Source organism: Corallococcus sp. Z5C101001 (genome assembly GCF_007352635.1).
Classification (GTDB): Bacteria; Myxococcota; Myxococcia; order Myxococcales; family Myxococcaceae; genus Corallococcus; species Corallococcus silvisoli.
Genome location: NZ_VKLU01000008.1, coordinates 1 through 14,424, shown reverse-complemented (window position 1 = coordinate 14,424; position 14,424 = coordinate 1). Strand labels below are relative to the sequence as shown.

The window sequence follows — 14,424 nt, the reverse complement described above, 5'->3', positions numbered from 1 at the left end:
GGGCGCCCGTGGGAGTTCTTCGCTGGACGCTCGCCATCGCGGACAGGTGCGCCCCAGGTAGCGAGCACTACCTTTTGAAGGCCATGCACCGTCGGGCAAGCCTCGTGCTGCTCAATCTGCTGTCGCTGTCGCGCCTGCCGCTCGCCGCGGCATTCATCGTGGTGTCGGATTCGCGCACGCGAGCCTTCCTGGTGGTGGTGGCGGCGGCGACGGACTTCCTGGATGGATGGATCGCCCGGAACCGGGGGCTGGCCACGCGGCTGGGGGCGCTCATCGACCCGGTGGCGGATCGCGCGTTCATGGTGACGGCCTTCATCGTGTGCCTGCTGGATGGGCTCATCGATCCGGTGGAGCTGACGCTGCTGCTCCTGCGCGACATCGGCACGGCCATCGGCTTCATCGTCGCGAGGCTGCGGCCGGACATGCGGGCCGTCGAGCTCAAGGCGCGGATGCTGGGCAAGCTGGTGACGGCGCTGCAGCTCGCGGTGTTGCTGTGCGTGCTGCTCTACCCACCGCTGGTGCGTCCGCTCGTGGCGCTCGTCGCGCTGTTGTCGCTGGCGTCGGTGGTGGATTACTCGCGGGCGGTGTGGCGCCAGCGTCGGGGGAGGCAATTGCCGCCGTCGCGACCGTCGCCGCGCATTCCCCAAGGGCCCACGGGTGCGCCCCTGGAGTCCGCGCGGAAGTGACGCGGGCGGCTTACGCGGGCGCGGAGTGCGTGTCGGGAAGCAGGGCCAGCCGGGAGCGTTCGCGCTCCATCGCGGCGCGCTCGCCGGGGGACATGGCGTCCCAGACCTCGTCCATCGCGTCGAGAAGCGCATCCGCTTCCGGCGAGTCACCGCCGGGCGCGCGAGCGCGGATGAGGGACAGCTTGTGCAACAGGGTTCGGTATCGGTCGTAGACCGTCATGGTGGAAACCTCCCTCCCGGAGACGCGAAGGGTCGCGCGCGACTGACGGACTGCGGGCCCCATCACCGGAGGGGGACACCCGCGGCACGGCGGGCCTCGTCACCGGACAGCACGGAGATCTCCCGAGTGTGGCTCCGGCCCACCAGGTTCACGACCGCGCGCACCTTCTCCCCTTCCTTGAGCTCGGTCACGCGGATGGCCTCGCCGTTGCGGAGGATGCGCGTCTGGGTGCCAATCTCCAGCGGCACGCGCGCGCCCGCATCCACGATGACGACCTCCTTCGAGGACACCGAGCGCACCACGCCGCGATAGATGGCATCCACCACGGCGATGCCACCCGAAGCGGCGGGGGCAGGCGCCTGGGCGGGAGGCGCCGTACCCGAGGAGCCCGTGCCGCCCGTGCCCGTGTTCGCGTTCGCGTTGGTGCCCGGGTTGGGCGCCGCCGTGTTCCCCGCCTGCGGGCTCACGGCCGTGCCCGGGTTCGCCACCGCGCCGGTGTTCGGATACGCAGCCGGGCCAGGGTTCGTCACCGCACCGGTGTTCGGATTCGCCGCAGGGTTCGCATTCGCGGTGCCCGCTGCGTTCGGATACGCGGCCGGGCCAGGGTTCGTCACCGCACCGGCGTTCGGATACGCAGCCGGGCCAGGGTTCGTCACCGCACCGGCATTCGGATACGCGGCCGGGCCAGGGTTCGCCACCGCGCCGGTGTTCGGATTCGCCCCCGTGCCCGCGTTGCTCGAACCACCGACATCCTGGCTGGGATTCGCGGCGGGATACCCCACGGCGTTCGGGTTCGCGGAGGCCCCCGAGCTCCCATTGGGAGCGCCGACATCAGGGGCCGTCCCAGCGGGGGCCCGCGGCTGCTCCGTCGTCCCGGATCCGCCCGTGCCCTGGGCCGTCGCTGCCGGGGCCTGTGTCTCTGGCGGCTGCGCGGTCGTGGGCGGAGCGTCCTCGTCCGGAGGTGGACGGTCGGTCATCCCAGACTGCCCCAGCAGGACATCCGTCCCCTCCGTCGCCGGAGGGCTCCCGCTCCCCGGCGTCCCCGCGCACATCAGCAGGCAGGCCACGCCCGCGATTCCCAAGCCCAACCAGGTCTCTCGCCTCATGCGCGGCACACCTCCCCTGGAGAAGGTGCGCGCTCCAGGGAGGGGAACCACCGTCTCGGGCGTCAGGGGGTCGCCCCTCCGCCCGCCCTCCGACGAGGACAGGAGCCCACGGCGTCGCGCCTGCCCCGGAAATGAAACGCCCCCGGCTCCCGTGAAGGAACCGAGGGCGCGAGCCGTCGAAGCGAGCCGCCGCTACGGCAGCGGAAGCGGACCGCCGCCCGCGGGCAGCGAGCGCGCCAGCTCCACGGCCTTGGTCGCCTGCACGAGGCCGTGCCCGTACTTCTCGTCGAAGCCCGGCGTCACCTTGTCGTCCAGCGCCGACTTCTCCAGCACCGCGCGCACATGCGCGGCGGAGAGATCCGGCCGGGCGCTGAACACCAGCGCCGCGACACCCGACACGTGCGGGGTGGCCATGGAGGTCCCGGACTCGCGCTGGTAGTCCAGGCCCGTGATGGCCACCGTCACCTCCTGGCCCACGAGCGCCTTGAGGGACGTACCGGACGCCTGCGACACCGACACCGTGGGCACCCAGTGCGAGTTCGCGGAGCCCAGCGTGAAGGTGCCATCGCCATCGTCCGCCACGTTGTTGCCGATGATGACCGCGCGCGCGCCGGCCTCGATGACGTGGCGGGCCTTCTCCTCGAAGAACAGGTCGCCGCGGTCCACGTACGCGACGAAGCCGTCGCAGGTGGCCTCATCACCACAAGAGGCGCGGTCCTCGCCCAGGCCGCAGTTCACCAGCCGGCCCGTGTAGGTGCCCTGCGCGGTGTACGAGAGCGGCGAGGAGCTAAAGGGCGTCGAACCCGCGTTCACCGCGGACAGCGACGCCGCGCCCATCACCGTGGCGCTCAGCACGTTCACGCCCGGCCCCACCACGGACAGCTCCTGGCCGAACTGCGAGAAGCTCGCGTACTCGCCCTGCAGGTCCACCGCGCCCACCGCCATCACCGAGGGCATGTACGCCGCCGGATAGGAGATGCCGCGCTTGCCGTCGTTGCCGCTGGCCGCGATGGACAACATGCCGTTGCCGTTGGCCCACACCTTCTCGAACATGAGCTGCTCGGCATCGGAGTGATCCGGAGCGCCCAGCGACAGCGAGGCGATCCGCGCGCCCTCTGAACGGCACCAGTCCGCGGCCGCGATGACGTCGTCGGTGCTACCGCCGCCCTTCACGTCCAGCACTCGCGCGACCAGCAGCGAAGCGCCGGGCGCCACGCCCACCACGCCGTTCGGATCCTGCCCGGGCCCCACGCGTCCGCCCGTGCCCGGGCCGAACTGCGCCAGGATGGTCGCGGCCACGTGCGTTCCGTGGCCGCCGCCCACCGTCACCACGCCCTGCGAGACGGTCTGGTCGGACGGGTCGTCGTCGTCCTCCACGAAGTCATGGCCCTTGAGGAACGCCGCCTTCAGCTCCGGGTGCTTGCTGTCCCAGCCGCTGTCGATGACGCACACCTTCACGCCCTCGCCCGTGGGCGCGCCCGCGTCGATGATGCCGTCGTTGTTGGCGTCCCACACCTTCGGGGCCTGGATCAGCTTGAGCCCTTCGGTGTACTCGCCCACCGACCCCTGCCTGCTGAACGCCCCCTGCCACGACGCCACCGGCGGCAGCGTGGGCAGGCCCATCGCGTATACGCGGCGGTTGGGCGACACGGAGAGCACGTCCGGGTTCAGCTTCAGCGCCGCGATGGCCGAGGGCGACAGCCGGGCGGACAGCATGTTCAGGTTCGGAACGCGGCGCTTCACCTTGCCGCCCTGCCGCTCCACGGTCGCCACGATGTCCGCCGCGACGGCCAGCCCGCTGGCGGCCACCTTCGGCTTGTAGGTGATGATCACGCCGTCCGGCTCCTCCGGCGCGCTCAGCGCGGAGGCCGCCTGCCCCGGCAGCGCCTGGTCGGTGGTGCCAGGACAGGCCTGCGGCTCGGGGCCGCCCGTAGGCTCCTTGTCACCGCCGCACGCCACCAGACCGGACAGCCCGAGCCCAAGCAAAAGCCAACGCTTCATGGGATGCATCTCCTTCGTGCCCGGCCTACATGGATACCGCGCCGTGACCGGCCGCCCCCAACAGGTGGCCGGGAAGAACGGGGCAGCACTGCTTCCCGTTCCCGAAGCGATTTAAGCATGGACACAGGACGACTGCTCGGGCGGCTGTCATGCGCCCGACGGGCATCCGGTGCCGACCAAAGTGCGGCGTCCAACGCTCGCGCGGCGCACGCACGCCCGAAGCCGGGCTCCACCGTCCACGGCGTACCGCGTCGGACACGGCCCGGCGCCTCGAGGGAGACTCAGGCGTCCGAGGGATCGACGCCGAAGATGCGCTGGGCGTCCACGGCATAGGCCGCCAGCTGTCGCTCCTGCTCGGCGGCATCCCAGCCCAGCAGCGGCGCCATCACCTCCGCGGCGCGGACGGCCGCGGCGCGCCCCTGGTCGCGCGTCTCGAACGCGACCTTGAGGCGGCGGATGAGCAGGTCGGCCAGCGTCTGGACCATCTCATGGGACACGCCCCACGCGGCCTCTGCGCGGCGGTAGGGCAGCCCGTCCACGAGCGGCTCGGCCAGCACCGGCGTCTCGCGAGTGAGCGCCCACACGGCGCGCCAGCGGCTGCCATACGCGCGCACCAGATGGTCACCCGTGGCCGCGTCTCCCACCTCCTCGCGCGCCGCCGCGAGCTCCGCGTCCAGCTTCGCGATGTCGCCTCCCGGCAGGGGGCGCTCGGCGGTGGGGGTCTTGCGGTGGGGCACGGACAGGCGGCGCTCCACGGCGTTGACCACGTCCCGGGCCATGACCCGGAAGGTGGTGAGCTTCCCGCCGCTGATGGCCAGCACGCCGGAGGGACTCACGTCGATGGCGTGCTCGCGGCTGGCGCTGCCCGCGTCGCTGTTGCCGTGGTAGCCGCTGGCGGCCAGGGGGCGGATGCCGGCCCAGGCGCTGACCATGTCCTCGCGCGTGAGGTGTGCCTCCGGGAAGAAGGCATTGGCGGACGCCAGCAGGTAGGCCACGTCCGACTCGCTCGCGCGCACCTCGGCCGGATGGGCGCGCGTCGCCGTCTCCGTGGTGCCGATGAGCGTGAACGCATCCGCGGGCAGGATGAACATCACCCGGCCATCCACGGGGGACAGCAGCGTGAGCGCGTCCTGGATGCCCAGGCGCGAACGGGGCACGGCGATGTGGACGCCCTTGCTGCCGCGCACCGAGGGACCGGAGCGCTCGGAGCCCGAATCCAGCTGGCGGATCTCATCGCTCCAAGGCCCGGTGGCGTTGACGACGGCCCGGGCGCGCACGGTGTGCTCCAGGCCCGTCAGGTGATCCACCACCACCGCGCCCTGCGCCTTGCCATCCTCCAGCACCAGCTGCTTCACCGACGCGTGGTTGAGCACCACCGCGCCCGCCTCGCTCGCGCCCAGCGCGTTGGCGAGCGTGAGGCGTGCGTCGTCCGTGGCCGCGTCGTAGTAGCGCGCGCCGCCCTTGAGCCCCTCCGCGCGGATGCCCGGCTCGGCCTCCACCACCTGCTTGAGCGACAGCCGCTGGTACGCCTTCACGTTGCGGAACAGCGACAGGGCGTCGTACAGCATGAGGCCCGCGTTGAGCTTCCAGCGGGGCACCCGGGCGCCCTCGTAGACGGGCCAGATGAAGGCCAGCGGCCGCACCAGGTGGGGCGCCAGGTTGAGCAGGCGCCGCCGCTCGATGCTCGACTCGAAGACGAGCCCCAGGTGGCCATGCTCCAGGTAGCGCAGCCCACCATGGATGAGGCGGGACGAGCGGCTGGACGTCCCGCTGGCGAAGTCCTCGCGCTCCACCAGCGCCACCTTCAACCCGCGCAGCGCCGCGTCCCGGGCCGCGCCCGCCCCTGTCACGCCGCCGCCAATGACCAGCAGGTCGAAGGGCTCGGCCCCCAGCAAGCGCAAGCGCTCGGCGCGAGAAGGCGGCGGGGCGGGAGTCGCGCCCGTGGAGGCTGGCAGCGAATGGAGCACGGCGGATTCAGAACGCACGCCCTGATTCTATGACGGGAAGTCTTCGGCCGCAGCGGATTTAGATGCAATGCGTCAAGAGATCCACGGGCGCGTGGGACTGAACGGCGGGAGACTGTCCGGCAGCGGGCGGCGGCGGCGGTCTTGCGTGTCCGTGGGAGGACGGATAGGCAGACGGGCGCCTCACCTCACCCGTCCTGGACGCGTCCGCGCGCCACCAACCAACCCCGTGTGGGACTCCCGAGACCGACGCGATCTGGCGCTCCTGGGGCTGTGGGTCCTCGTCTACGGACTCGCGGTCGCGCCGGTGCTGCACGCGGTGGTGGGGCACGGGGGCGGCCTGGGTGGGCATGCCCACGTCCATGGTCCTGGGGGCCACGTCCACCGCGCGGGCGGAACGGCGTGTGGGCCCGCGGGCACGGCGAAGGCATGTCAGGCGGAGGCCGGGCGGAGCACGCCGGACCGCGATGACAGCGAGCACGACGACGCCGGCGAGAAGCAGGGCCATGGCCACCGGCACCTGACGGGTTCGGTGGAGCACCTGCTGGCGGTGGCGGCGAGCTGGACGGTGTTCGTCCCACCGGTGCTGCGGTGGGTGTCGTGGCGGGTGGAGCCCGCGCGGGGCCCGGAGTGGTCGCCGGGTCAGCGGTTGCGCTCCTCCGCGATGCCGCAAGGGCCATAGCCACATCCACGCCCTTCGCGCGTCCGTAAAGACATCTCGCGACCACGGGGTCCGTCTGGCTTGAGCCGGACAGGGGCCCGCGTGAGCGCGTGTCCTCCGCGGGCTGTCTGTCCATCATTCATCACGTCCTGGAACGCGCCGGAAAGCGCGCCAGGGACGTGCTGTCATTTCCTCGCGCTGCCCCTCCCGTGACCATGTTGCGAATTGCCTTCGCCACGCTGTCGACGTGTCTCCTTCACGCAGCGCCGGGCTCCGTCCCCGGAGCACCGCGCGTGGCTGCCGCTGGACATGCGGTCACTGAAGTCATGCCGGAACAGATGCAATCCGGTCATGGACAACCCATTGGAGCGGAAAGCCAGTCAACTCCGCGCGCCTCCGATGACGGCACGGGCGAGGCTCCGCCAGCACCGCCCGCGAACACCGCCGGGACGCCACCGGACACCACCCCCGCCACGAACTCCGCCGCCGGGGAGGAGCCCCCACCCGTCCCGGAGAACGCACGGGCCTCCACGCCCGAGCCCTCCCCGGAGCCTCCCGCCTTTCCACCGGAGGCCGCTCCCCCGGAGGCCCCCGCGAAGCAGCGGTCCACCGTGGTGCGCGGCACGCGGCCGGCCCGGAGCGCGGCGGAGGTCACCATTGGCCGGGACATCCTCGACACGGCGCCGCGACTGAACGCGGTGGACGTGCTCCGGGTCGTCCCGGGCCTCGTGGCCTCGCAGCACAGCGGCGAGGGCAAGGCCCAGCAGCTCTTCCTCCGGGGCTTCGACGCCATCCACGGCCAGGACGTGGAGCTGAACGTCGGCGGCCTGCCCGTGAACGAGGTGAGCCACATCCACGCGCTCGGCTACGCGGACACCAACTTCATCATCCCGGAGCTCGTCCAATCGCTGGAGGTGACGGAGGGCTCCTACCGCGCGTTCCAGGGAGACTTCGCGGTCGCGGGCACGGTGCGCATGGACCTGGGCGCGAGGGAGCAGGGCGTGGAGTTCGCGGGCACGCTGGGCCAGTACGGCCAGCGTCGGCTCGTCGTGACGGTGCGTCCCGGCGAGGACCCCGGCACCTTCGCCGCGCTGGAGCTCGGGGAGTCAGACGGCTTCGGCCCGCAGCGCGGCCATGGCCGGGCGGCCCTGCTCGCGCAAGCCCACGTGGACCTGGGCCACGGCTTGAGCGCGAGGGTGCTGGGCGGCAGCTACGTCACGCGCTTCGACTCGCCAGGAGTCGTGCGCGAGGACGACCTGGAGTCAGGCCGTCGGAGCTTCTACTCCGGCTCCTTCGCCCGGCAGGGCGGCACGGTGTCCCGCCACCAGCTCCTCATCGGCGTGGACCTGCCGCGCGAAGGCACGGCGCGCACGCGACTGGAGGCCTTCGGAATCCTCTCGGACCTGCGGCTGCGCAACAACTTCACCGGCTACCGCGTGGACGACCGGGGCGACGGCCTGGAGCAGACGAACGGAGGCTCCACGCTGGGCCTGCGCGCCGAGCACCGCCGGCAGGTCCTCGTGTACGGCCAGCCCGTCGCACTGGAGCTGGGACTGGGCGGGCGCCGCGACGGCATCCAGCAGACGCAACGCCGTTACCGCGAGACGGACGGCACCTTCTTCGCGGACGAGGTGGACGCGGACATCACCCAGACGGATGTCTGGGGTTACGCCGAGGCCCGGCTCCCCGTGGGCCGCTGGGCCTTCCGACTGGGAGGCCGGGCGGACGCGCTGGGGGTGGAGGTGTTCGACGCGCTGGCCTTCCGCGACCCGCGCTTCTACGACGGGCAGGGTTACTCGCGCAGCGCCTTCGGGGTGCATTGGGGCGCGAAGGCCGGCGTCGAGTACTCCCTCACGGATACCTGGGCGCTCTTCGCCAGCTACGGCGACGGCTTCCGCTCCCCGCAGGCGAGGAGCCTCTCCGAAGGAGAGCGCGCCCCCTTCGTCGACGTGCATGGCGCGGAGCTGGGCACCCGGAGCGACGGCGAACGGCTGTCGTTCCAGGCGAGCGTCTTCGGCTCGCAGGTGGCGGACGACTTCTTCTTCGACCACACCGTGGGCACCACGGTCTTCACCGGCCAGACGCTGCGCACGGGCATCTCCGCGGCCCTCCAGTCGCGCCCCCTCCCGGGGCTCACGGCCGCGTTGAGCGGCACGCTGGCGAACGCGACGGTGACGAAGACGGACGCGAAGCTCCCCTACTTCGCGCCCCTGGTCGCCCGAGCGGACGTGGGCTGGGAGAAGCCCTTGTCCGCCATTGGCTCCCTCCTGTCGCTGGGCACGGGCCTCACGCTCATCGGCCCGCGTCCGCTGCCCTACGACGAGTTCAGCCACACGGTGTTCCTCGTGGATGCGGAGGCGGCGCTGCGGCGGGGCGCGCTCGCGTTGCGGCTGGACGTGAAGAACCTGCTGAACACGCGCTGGCGCGATGGCGAGTTCGTCTACAGCTCGCGCTTCGACCCCGCCGCCCAGCCGAGCCTCGTGCCGGCAAGACATTTCACCGCGGGGGCACCACGCGTGGCCTCGCTCACCCTGGAGGTCCACCTGTGATGCATCGAACCCCTGCCCTGCCGCGCACGCTGGCGGTGGCCGCGACCCTGCTGAGCCTGGGCTGCGGCGATGGAACCAAGACGGAAGCGGAGCGACGCACCTTCGGCGTGACGATGACGTCCACCGCGCCCACCGCCCCCAACGAGTACGGCTGGACGGTGACGCCGGAAGCCGCCCAGCTTTCCGTGGGCTCGGTGCGCTTCTACGAAGGCCGGGTGCTGCTGTCGCGGCGAGCCCCGCGCTTCGACTGGTACTCGCTCATCGGAGGCACCGCGAACGCGCACCCCGGCCACTACGTCCCCGGCGACGCGCTGGGCGAGGTGCTCAACGTCCAGACGGTGGACCTGCTCACGGCCGGGGGCGCCTCGCTGGGCGACGCCAACGCGGTCACCGGTTCGTACGGCTCCCTGGAGCTGACGCTCGCGACGCCCACGGCGGCGACGGACGCGCAGAACGTCCTGGGCGGCCACCAGGTGCACGTGCGCGGAAGCGCGACGCACGCCTCCGGAGCCACGGTGCGCTTCGACGCGACGGTGGACCTGCCCAAGGCGATCGAGGGCGTGCGCTTCGAGCGGGAGCTGAAGCAGGAGTCCGGCTTCGTGCGCATCGCGGTGGACTTCGGGAAATGGATGGACCGCATCGACTTCGCCACCGCGTCGCCTCCGGACGCGTCTGGCGTTTCCACCTTCCCCGCTGACAGCCAGGCCCAGAACGGGCTGGTGCGCGGCGTGGAAGACACCAGCGCCTACGTCGTGACGTGGGTGGAAGGAGCCGTGAAATGATGAAGCATTGGCTGATGGGAGTGTCGTGCCTGGGGCTCGTGGCCTGTTCGTCCGGCCAGGGCAACGTGACGTTCACCGCGTACGGAGAGGACTTCATCGAGAAGCAGATCCCCTCGAGCGCCTTCGCGGACGGCTGGAGCGTGAAGTACGACAAGTTCCTCGTGAAGCTGGGCGAGCTGAAGGTCGCCAACCACGGAGGTGACACCGCCGCCGAGCAGACCGCCGCGAAGGTGTACGACGTGCACCGTCCCGGCCCCGTGGAAGTCGCGACGTTCAACGACCTGGCCTCCGAGGAATGGGATGAAGTGAGCTACGCCATCGCTCCTGTCACGGATGCCACCGCGGGCAACGCGGCCCCAGAGGACGTGACGCGGATGAACGCCGAAGGCTGGTCCGTCTACGTCGAGGGCACGGCCACCAAGGGCGCGACGTCGAAGCGCTTCCGCTGGGGCTTCCCCACCAACACCCTCTACGAGCACTGCGAGAACGAGGACATCGGCAACGGCGTGACGGTGCCCAAGGGCGGCACGGAGACGGTGCAGCTCACCATCCACGGCGACCACCTGTTCTTCGACGACCTCCAGTCGGCGGACGCGAAGATGCGCTTCGACGCCATCGCCGCGGCGGACAGCACCGGCGTGGTGGGCCCGGATGGGGAGATCACCCTGGAGGAGCTGGCCGCCGTGGACCTGACGTCGCTGCCATCGAACCAGTACGGAACGGGCGGCGCGGGCAGCGTGCGCACCCTGCGTGACTTCGTGACGGCGCTCGTGCGCACCGTGGGCCACTACCGCGGCGAAGGCGAGTGCTCGCCGCGCATCCGCTGAGAGCAGGCCCACGGGACATGGGAGGGCCGGCCCGAACCACGCGGCCGGCCTCACCCTTCCGTCACGGCACTGACGGCCCCGCGAACGGCGCCTGGCTCAGCCGCGCTTCGACGGGTCATTCCCACCCGGCATCCCGCCACCGCCGTGCTGGGGCGGGGAGGACGGCGGGCCATTCGGAGGACGGTTCGGGTTCATCTGGTTGGCGCGATTGTCCTGGGAGGCCTTGTGCTCCGGGCGCTCGGGGTTCTTGGTGTTGGAGCGCTGGTCATTGGGGCTGGGATTCTTGTTCTTGCTCATCGGTCGGCACCCTCCGTGTGTCCGGACAAGGCGCCCGGACGGAAGGCACGGTAGGGAGGGGGCCGCTGGAAGCGCAGGGGCCCGGGGGCGCCCCGCACTGTCGGGCACTGGTCGCTGGGGCTCGCATTCCCGGGGAGGAAGCCCCCGTCACCGGCCCGTCCGGATGCGAAGGAGGAGGCGAATGCCTACTCCTGGCCAGAGGGAGGTTCGCGTGAAGACGGTGACTTACGAGCGCAATGGCCGGACGAACACCGGCGCCCAGGCACTGCGGGTGGAGGGCATGAAGCACCTGCGCGTCCTGGAGCAGGGCGAGCCGGTGGTGGAGCGGGACCTGTCGCCCGAGGAGATCCACCGGCTGGCCCCTCTCCTGGAGTCCCTGCGGCGCGAGCCCGAGCCCGCGCTCCTGGCGCCCCAGGCAGCGGGCCCGGACGGACTGACGGTGACGCTGGCTTTCGAGGACGAGGAGGCACCCCGCCTGCGGCTCGCCACCCAGCGGCTGCCCGCGAAGGGCGCCGGGGGCGGGTATGATCGCCTGCTCGCGGAGCTGGATGCCTTGCTGACAACGGAGCTCCACGCCCGCGCCCCCCGGCACGCGCACGCAGTGCTACCGCACCAGCTCCGCCACGATGAGTGACGGACGCCCACAGGGCTCCAGGAGGACAGGCGCGATGCCCCTGGAGGAGCACGTCGACGGGAGCACAGCGGGAGGGCAGCCGGGTCCGGTTGCCCCGGCGCCCCGGTTCTGACAGACAAGCAGCATGAAGCGCGTGCAGTTCTCCGTGCACCGCACGGTCGGAGAGGCGCGGATGCTGGCGGGCGCCCTGGAGTCGGCGGGGCTGTCGGTCGACATCCGCGGAGAGTCCCTGGTCCCGTTGAGTGGAGAGATCCCCAGCACGGAGGCCTGGGTGGAGCTGTGGCTGTGGCCCCAGGAGTTGGAGGCAGGCAGACAGGTCCTCGCCGAGCTCCAGGCCAACCAGGAAGCCGCCAACCGTTCGGTAACGTGCCCCCGGTGCAGCGAGGAGAATCCGGCCAACTTCGAGCTGTGCTGGAGTTGCGGGCTGGAGCTGCCCTCGGGCCTGCGTCCCCACCTGCGCGCCGTCTAGGAAGCGGGCATGAGCGAGCTGACGAACGAACCCGGAGTGCGGAACGGCCCGCGGTGGAGCCAGGGGTTGCGAGGCGTCCTGTGGGTGTCGGCGGGAGCGCTCGCCATCCACCTCATCCCGCTCTTCCTGCCCCGGAACATGCCCGAGCAGGAGCTCGCCATCGCCCGGGCCACGGACGACACCGAGAGCCGCCTGCGCTTCCTGGTGCCGCTCAAGCACAATGACAAGGCGACGGCGGCGGACCTGCGTACGGCGGCGGACCTCCTGAAAGAAGGAGCGCCCGCGGAGGCCCACGACCTGGCCCTGGAAGCGGAGCGGAGGGACCCGAACGCGGTGGAGACGCAGCTCCTGCTCGCGAGCATCTGCGACCGGGAGCGGATGACCCGCTGTGTGGAGCAGTCGCTGGCCAAGGCCCAGAAGCTCGCGCCGACGGACGCCAGGGCGGAGCTGCTCCGAGCGGACCTGAGCGAGGAGAAGGGCGACGTTGAAGGCGCCATGGAGGCCTTGTCCCGGGCGTACACCCAGACTTCTGGAGATCCACTCGTAGGCGTGCGCTACGGCCGGATGCTCAGCCGGCTGGGACGACCGGAGGAGGCGCTGAAGGTCTTCACGTCACTGGAGGGAAAGGTGCCCCCGGCCCGGCTCCTGGTGGAGCAAGGTCTGGTGCTCACCAAGGACGGTCGGAGCCGCGAAGCCGTGAGCCTGTTGCAGCAAGCCGTGCAGAAGGATCCAAAGCTGGTGGAAGGCCACTTCCAGCTCGGGGTCGCGTGGTTCCAGTTGGGGAACGAGGACGCCGGCGAGGAAGCCCTGCGGCAGGCGGACCGTCTGGATGTCTCGGACACGCGCGCACTGGCCACGCTCTGCATGCTCCAGGTCAGGGCTGGAAGGCTCGAGGGTGCCCGGCGGACGCGAACGGACCTGGAGCGGCGGTTTCCGCAGCGGATGGACGCCATCCGGGAGCAGTGCCGGTTGCCCTGAACGTCCGTCAGCGGGGCTCCTGGCCCCGAATCTGGCGCAGCATCCGCGCGGAGGCGATGACCGGAGCGTCCACGGAGCCGTCGGCCCGTTCAGTCCGGACCACAGCCTGGAGGAAGGGGATTGCCTCTTCATCGCGGCCCTGCTGGAAGAGCAGCTCCCCCAGCGCGAAGCGCGCCTGGGTGAGGAGGACCAGGTCCTCCGCCGCCACGGCCGCATCGATGGCGTCACTCAGCGCGGACTCAGCCAGCTCAGGCTGTCCGCGACCAAGCAACTCACGGGCACGCTGCAGGTGTTCGAGGGTATTCATGGGGGCTGGTTCCCCTCGCGGAGAAGACGGCAATGGAAGACAAGCGCCTGGTCGAGCTGGAGATCCGCTACACGCAGCAGCAGGAGCTGCTGCAGGAGCTGAGCGACGTGCTCTACCAGCAGGGGCGCGTCATCGACGCGCTCCGGGCGGAGTTGGACCGGCTCAAGGGCAAGCTCGAAGCCGAGCCGGGGTTGGTGGACGCCCGTCAGCATGAGCGTCCGCCACACTACTGAGGCCGCTCCTCAGAACTTGTAGCCCAGCCGCAGGCCGATGATGGGATTCGGCTCGAGGTAGCCCACCTCGATGCCAATGCTCGCGGCCTTTCCCTGGAGCCCAAAGCCAAACGCGGCGTGAGCCTTGAAGGTGTCACCCTTGAAGAAGATCCACGGCCCCGCGAGCCCCTCGATGTAGACGGTCCGCCCCACCCGCGCGCGGATCGAGATGTCCAGGGGGACACCGATGATGTTGCCATCCGTCACCAGCACGGCGCCGAACCGGGCCCCCACGAAGATGGGACCCGCGACGTGCCCCTCGACGCCCAGGGTGAAGTTGAAGGCGGCGCTGGAGTCCACCCAGTAGTCCGCCCCCACACCCAGACGAACGCCCGCCTCCGCGTTGGATTGGGCCGGCACCAGCAGGAGCCCCAGCGCGAACAGACCAGCGGCGTAGATTCGTAGCAGTTGCATGCGAGGGAGCTCCTGTCCAGAAGAGGGGGGAGCACCACTCAAGCAAACCCGGGCAGGGTCAGGCCAGCCACAAAGCCAGGCACCCGTACGTTCGCATCCCGTCGGATCAATCCACGAGGGAGAACGCGGCGGAGCCTGTCCCAGTCCGAAGCCCGCAAAGACAAAGCCCCCGGTGCCATGAGGCACCAGGGGCTTTCAAAAAGAATCCGGCAGCGACCTACTCTCCCACGCGGTTTCCCGCGGAGTACCATCGGCTC

The 14,424-nt window shown here is 71.0% G+C and carries 16 protein-coding genes; 9 read left to right on the top strand and 7 right to left on the bottom strand.

The window, feature by feature from the left end; all coding sequences use genetic code 11:
- The first annotated feature begins 83 nt into the window (after positions 1-83).
- Positions 84-686: a CDP-alcohol phosphatidyltransferase family protein gene (locus FOF48_RS17960; protein ID WP_143903297.1), complete on the top strand. Its 603-nt coding sequence runs from the start codon at positions 84-86 to the stop codon at positions 684-686.
- Between the two features lie 10 nt (positions 687-696).
- Here the strand turns inward: FOF48_RS17960 and FOF48_RS17955 are convergent, their stop codons facing one another.
- The 4 genes from FOF48_RS17955 to glpD form a co-directional block, all read right to left on the bottom strand.
- On the bottom strand, positions 697-906 hold the full coding sequence (locus tag FOF48_RS17955) for a hypothetical protein (protein WP_143903295.1): 210 nt from the start codon (positions 904-906) through the stop codon (positions 697-699).
- 62 nt (positions 907-968) lie between these two features.
- On the bottom strand, positions 969-1,436 hold the full coding sequence (locus tag FOF48_RS17950; protein ID WP_143903293.1) for a hypothetical protein: 468 nt from the start codon (positions 1,434-1,436) through the stop codon (positions 969-971).
- A 768-nt stretch (positions 1,437-2,204) separates the two neighbouring features.
- The gene (locus tag FOF48_RS17945; protein WP_143903291.1) at positions 2,205-4,013 is read right to left on the bottom strand and encodes a S8 family serine peptidase; all 1,809 of its coding nucleotides are present in this window, start codon (positions 4,011-4,013) and stop codon (positions 2,205-2,207) included.
- Between the two features lie 281 nt (positions 4,014-4,294).
- The gene (gene glpD / locus FOF48_RS17940; protein ID WP_186001962.1) at positions 4,295-5,998 is read right to left on the bottom strand and encodes a glycerol-3-phosphate dehydrogenase; all 1,704 of its coding nucleotides are present in this window, start codon (positions 5,996-5,998) and stop codon (positions 4,295-4,297) included.
- Positions 5,999-6,206: 208 nt separating this feature from the next.
- Between glpD and FOF48_RS17935 the strand changes: the two genes are divergently transcribed.
- From FOF48_RS17935 to FOF48_RS17920, 4 genes are all read left to right on the top strand, one after another.
- A complete protein-coding gene (locus FOF48_RS17935; RefSeq protein ID WP_143903289.1) occupies positions 6,207-6,659 on the top strand; it encodes a hypothetical protein in 453 nt (150 codons plus the stop codon).
- Positions 6,660-6,976: 317 nt separating this feature from the next.
- Positions 6,977-9,187, top strand: coding sequence for a TonB-dependent receptor (locus tag FOF48_RS17930; RefSeq protein WP_255442324.1), 2,211 nt, complete (start codon positions 6,977-6,979; stop codon positions 9,185-9,187).
- Complete coding sequence (locus tag FOF48_RS17925; RefSeq protein ID WP_143903285.1) at positions 9,187-9,969, top strand: hypothetical protein; 783 nt, start codon at positions 9,187-9,189, stop codon at positions 9,967-9,969. The genes FOF48_RS17930 and FOF48_RS17925 overlap by 1 nt, the downstream gene beginning before the upstream one ends.
- Positions 9,969-10,796, top strand: a complete 828-nt coding sequence (locus FOF48_RS17920) for a hypothetical protein (RefSeq protein WP_143904203.1) — start codon at positions 9,969-9,971, stop codon at positions 10,794-10,796. The genes FOF48_RS17925 and FOF48_RS17920 overlap by 1 nt, the downstream gene beginning before the upstream one ends.
- Before the next feature lie 96 nt (positions 10,797-10,892).
- Here FOF48_RS17920 and FOF48_RS17915 read toward each other — a convergent pair whose 3' ends face one another.
- Positions 10,893-11,093, bottom strand: coding sequence for a hypothetical protein (locus FOF48_RS17915; protein ID WP_143903284.1), 201 nt, complete (start codon positions 11,091-11,093; stop codon positions 10,893-10,895).
- A 211-nt stretch (positions 11,094-11,304) separates the two neighbouring features.
- On the opposite strand from FOF48_RS17915, the gene FOF48_RS17910 reads away from it, so the two are divergent.
- The 3 genes from FOF48_RS17910 (at position 11,305) to FOF48_RS17900 (ending at position 13,174) form a co-directional block, all read left to right on the top strand.
- A complete protein-coding gene (locus tag FOF48_RS17910; protein WP_143903282.1) occupies positions 11,305-11,727 on the top strand; it encodes a hypothetical protein in 423 nt (140 codons plus the stop codon).
- 124 nt (positions 11,728-11,851) lie between these two features.
- Entirely contained in the window at positions 11,852-12,196 is a 345-nt protein-coding gene (locus FOF48_RS17905) for a hypothetical protein (RefSeq protein WP_143903280.1), read from the top strand.
- Between the two features lie 9 nt (positions 12,197-12,205).
- Positions 12,206-13,174, top strand: coding sequence for a lipopolysaccharide assembly protein LapB (locus FOF48_RS17900; RefSeq protein ID WP_143903278.1), 969 nt, complete (start codon positions 12,206-12,208; stop codon positions 13,172-13,174).
- A 7-nt stretch (positions 13,175-13,181) separates the two neighbouring features.
- Here FOF48_RS17900 and FOF48_RS17895 read toward each other — a convergent pair whose 3' ends face one another.
- Positions 13,182-13,481: a hypothetical protein gene (locus FOF48_RS17895; RefSeq protein WP_014392969.1), complete on the bottom strand. Its 300-nt coding sequence runs from the start codon at positions 13,479-13,481 to the stop codon at positions 13,182-13,184.
- 32 nt (positions 13,482-13,513) lie between these two features.
- Here FOF48_RS17895 and FOF48_RS17890 point away from each other — a divergent pair, with 32 nt between their 5' ends.
- Entirely contained in the window at positions 13,514-13,714 is a 201-nt protein-coding gene (locus FOF48_RS17890) for a SlyX family protein (RefSeq protein ID WP_143903276.1), read from the top strand.
- A 9-nt stretch (positions 13,715-13,723) separates the two neighbouring features.
- On the opposite strand, the gene FOF48_RS17885 is transcribed toward FOF48_RS17890, so the two are convergent.
- A complete protein-coding gene (locus FOF48_RS17885; RefSeq protein WP_143903274.1) occupies positions 13,724-14,167 on the bottom strand; it encodes a hypothetical protein in 444 nt (147 codons plus the stop codon).
- Positions 14,168-14,424 lie beyond the last annotated feature (257 nt).

What these genes read in the sequence shown, in the direction of transcription:
- FOF48_RS17900 (WP_143903278.1), top strand. Translation starts at nt 12,206, where the DNA reads ATGAGCGAGCTGACGAACGAACCCGGAGTGCGGAACGGCCCGCGGTGG.
- FOF48_RS17885 (WP_143903274.1), bottom strand. Translation starts at nt 14,167, where the DNA reads ATGCAACTGCTACGAATCTACGCCGCTGGTCTGTTCGCGCTGGGGCTC.
- FOF48_RS17915 (WP_143903284.1), bottom strand. Translation starts at nt 11,093, where the DNA reads ATGAGCAAGAACAAGAATCCCAGCCCCAATGACCAGCGCTCCAACACC.
- FOF48_RS17920 (WP_143904203.1), top strand. Translation starts at nt 9,969, where the DNA reads ATGAAGCATTGGCTGATGGGAGTGTCGTGCCTGGGGCTCGTGGCCTGT.
- FOF48_RS17895 (WP_014392969.1), bottom strand. Translation starts at nt 13,481, where the DNA reads ATGAATACCCTCGAACACCTGCAGCGTGCCCGTGAGTTGCTTGGTCGC.
- FOF48_RS17930 (WP_255442324.1), top strand. Translation starts at nt 6,977, where the DNA reads ATGCAATCCGGTCATGGACAACCCATTGGAGCGGAAAGCCAGTCAACT.
- FOF48_RS17960 (WP_143903297.1), top strand. Translation starts at nt 84, where the DNA reads ATGCACCGTCGGGCAAGCCTCGTGCTGCTCAATCTGCTGTCGCTGTCG.
- FOF48_RS17945 (WP_143903291.1), bottom strand. Translation starts at nt 4,013, where the DNA reads ATGAAGCGTTGGCTTTTGCTTGGGCTCGGGCTGTCCGGTCTGGTGGCG.
- FOF48_RS17955 (WP_143903295.1), bottom strand. Translation starts at nt 906, where the DNA reads ATGACGGTCTACGACCGATACCGAACCCTGTTGCACAAGCTGTCCCTC.
- FOF48_RS17890 (WP_143903276.1), top strand. Translation starts at nt 13,514, where the DNA reads ATGGAAGACAAGCGCCTGGTCGAGCTGGAGATCCGCTACACGCAGCAG.
- FOF48_RS17905 (WP_143903280.1), top strand. Translation starts at nt 11,852, where the DNA reads ATGAAGCGCGTGCAGTTCTCCGTGCACCGCACGGTCGGAGAGGCGCGG.
- FOF48_RS17925 (WP_143903285.1), top strand. Translation starts at nt 9,187, where the DNA reads ATGCATCGAACCCCTGCCCTGCCGCGCACGCTGGCGGTGGCCGCGACC.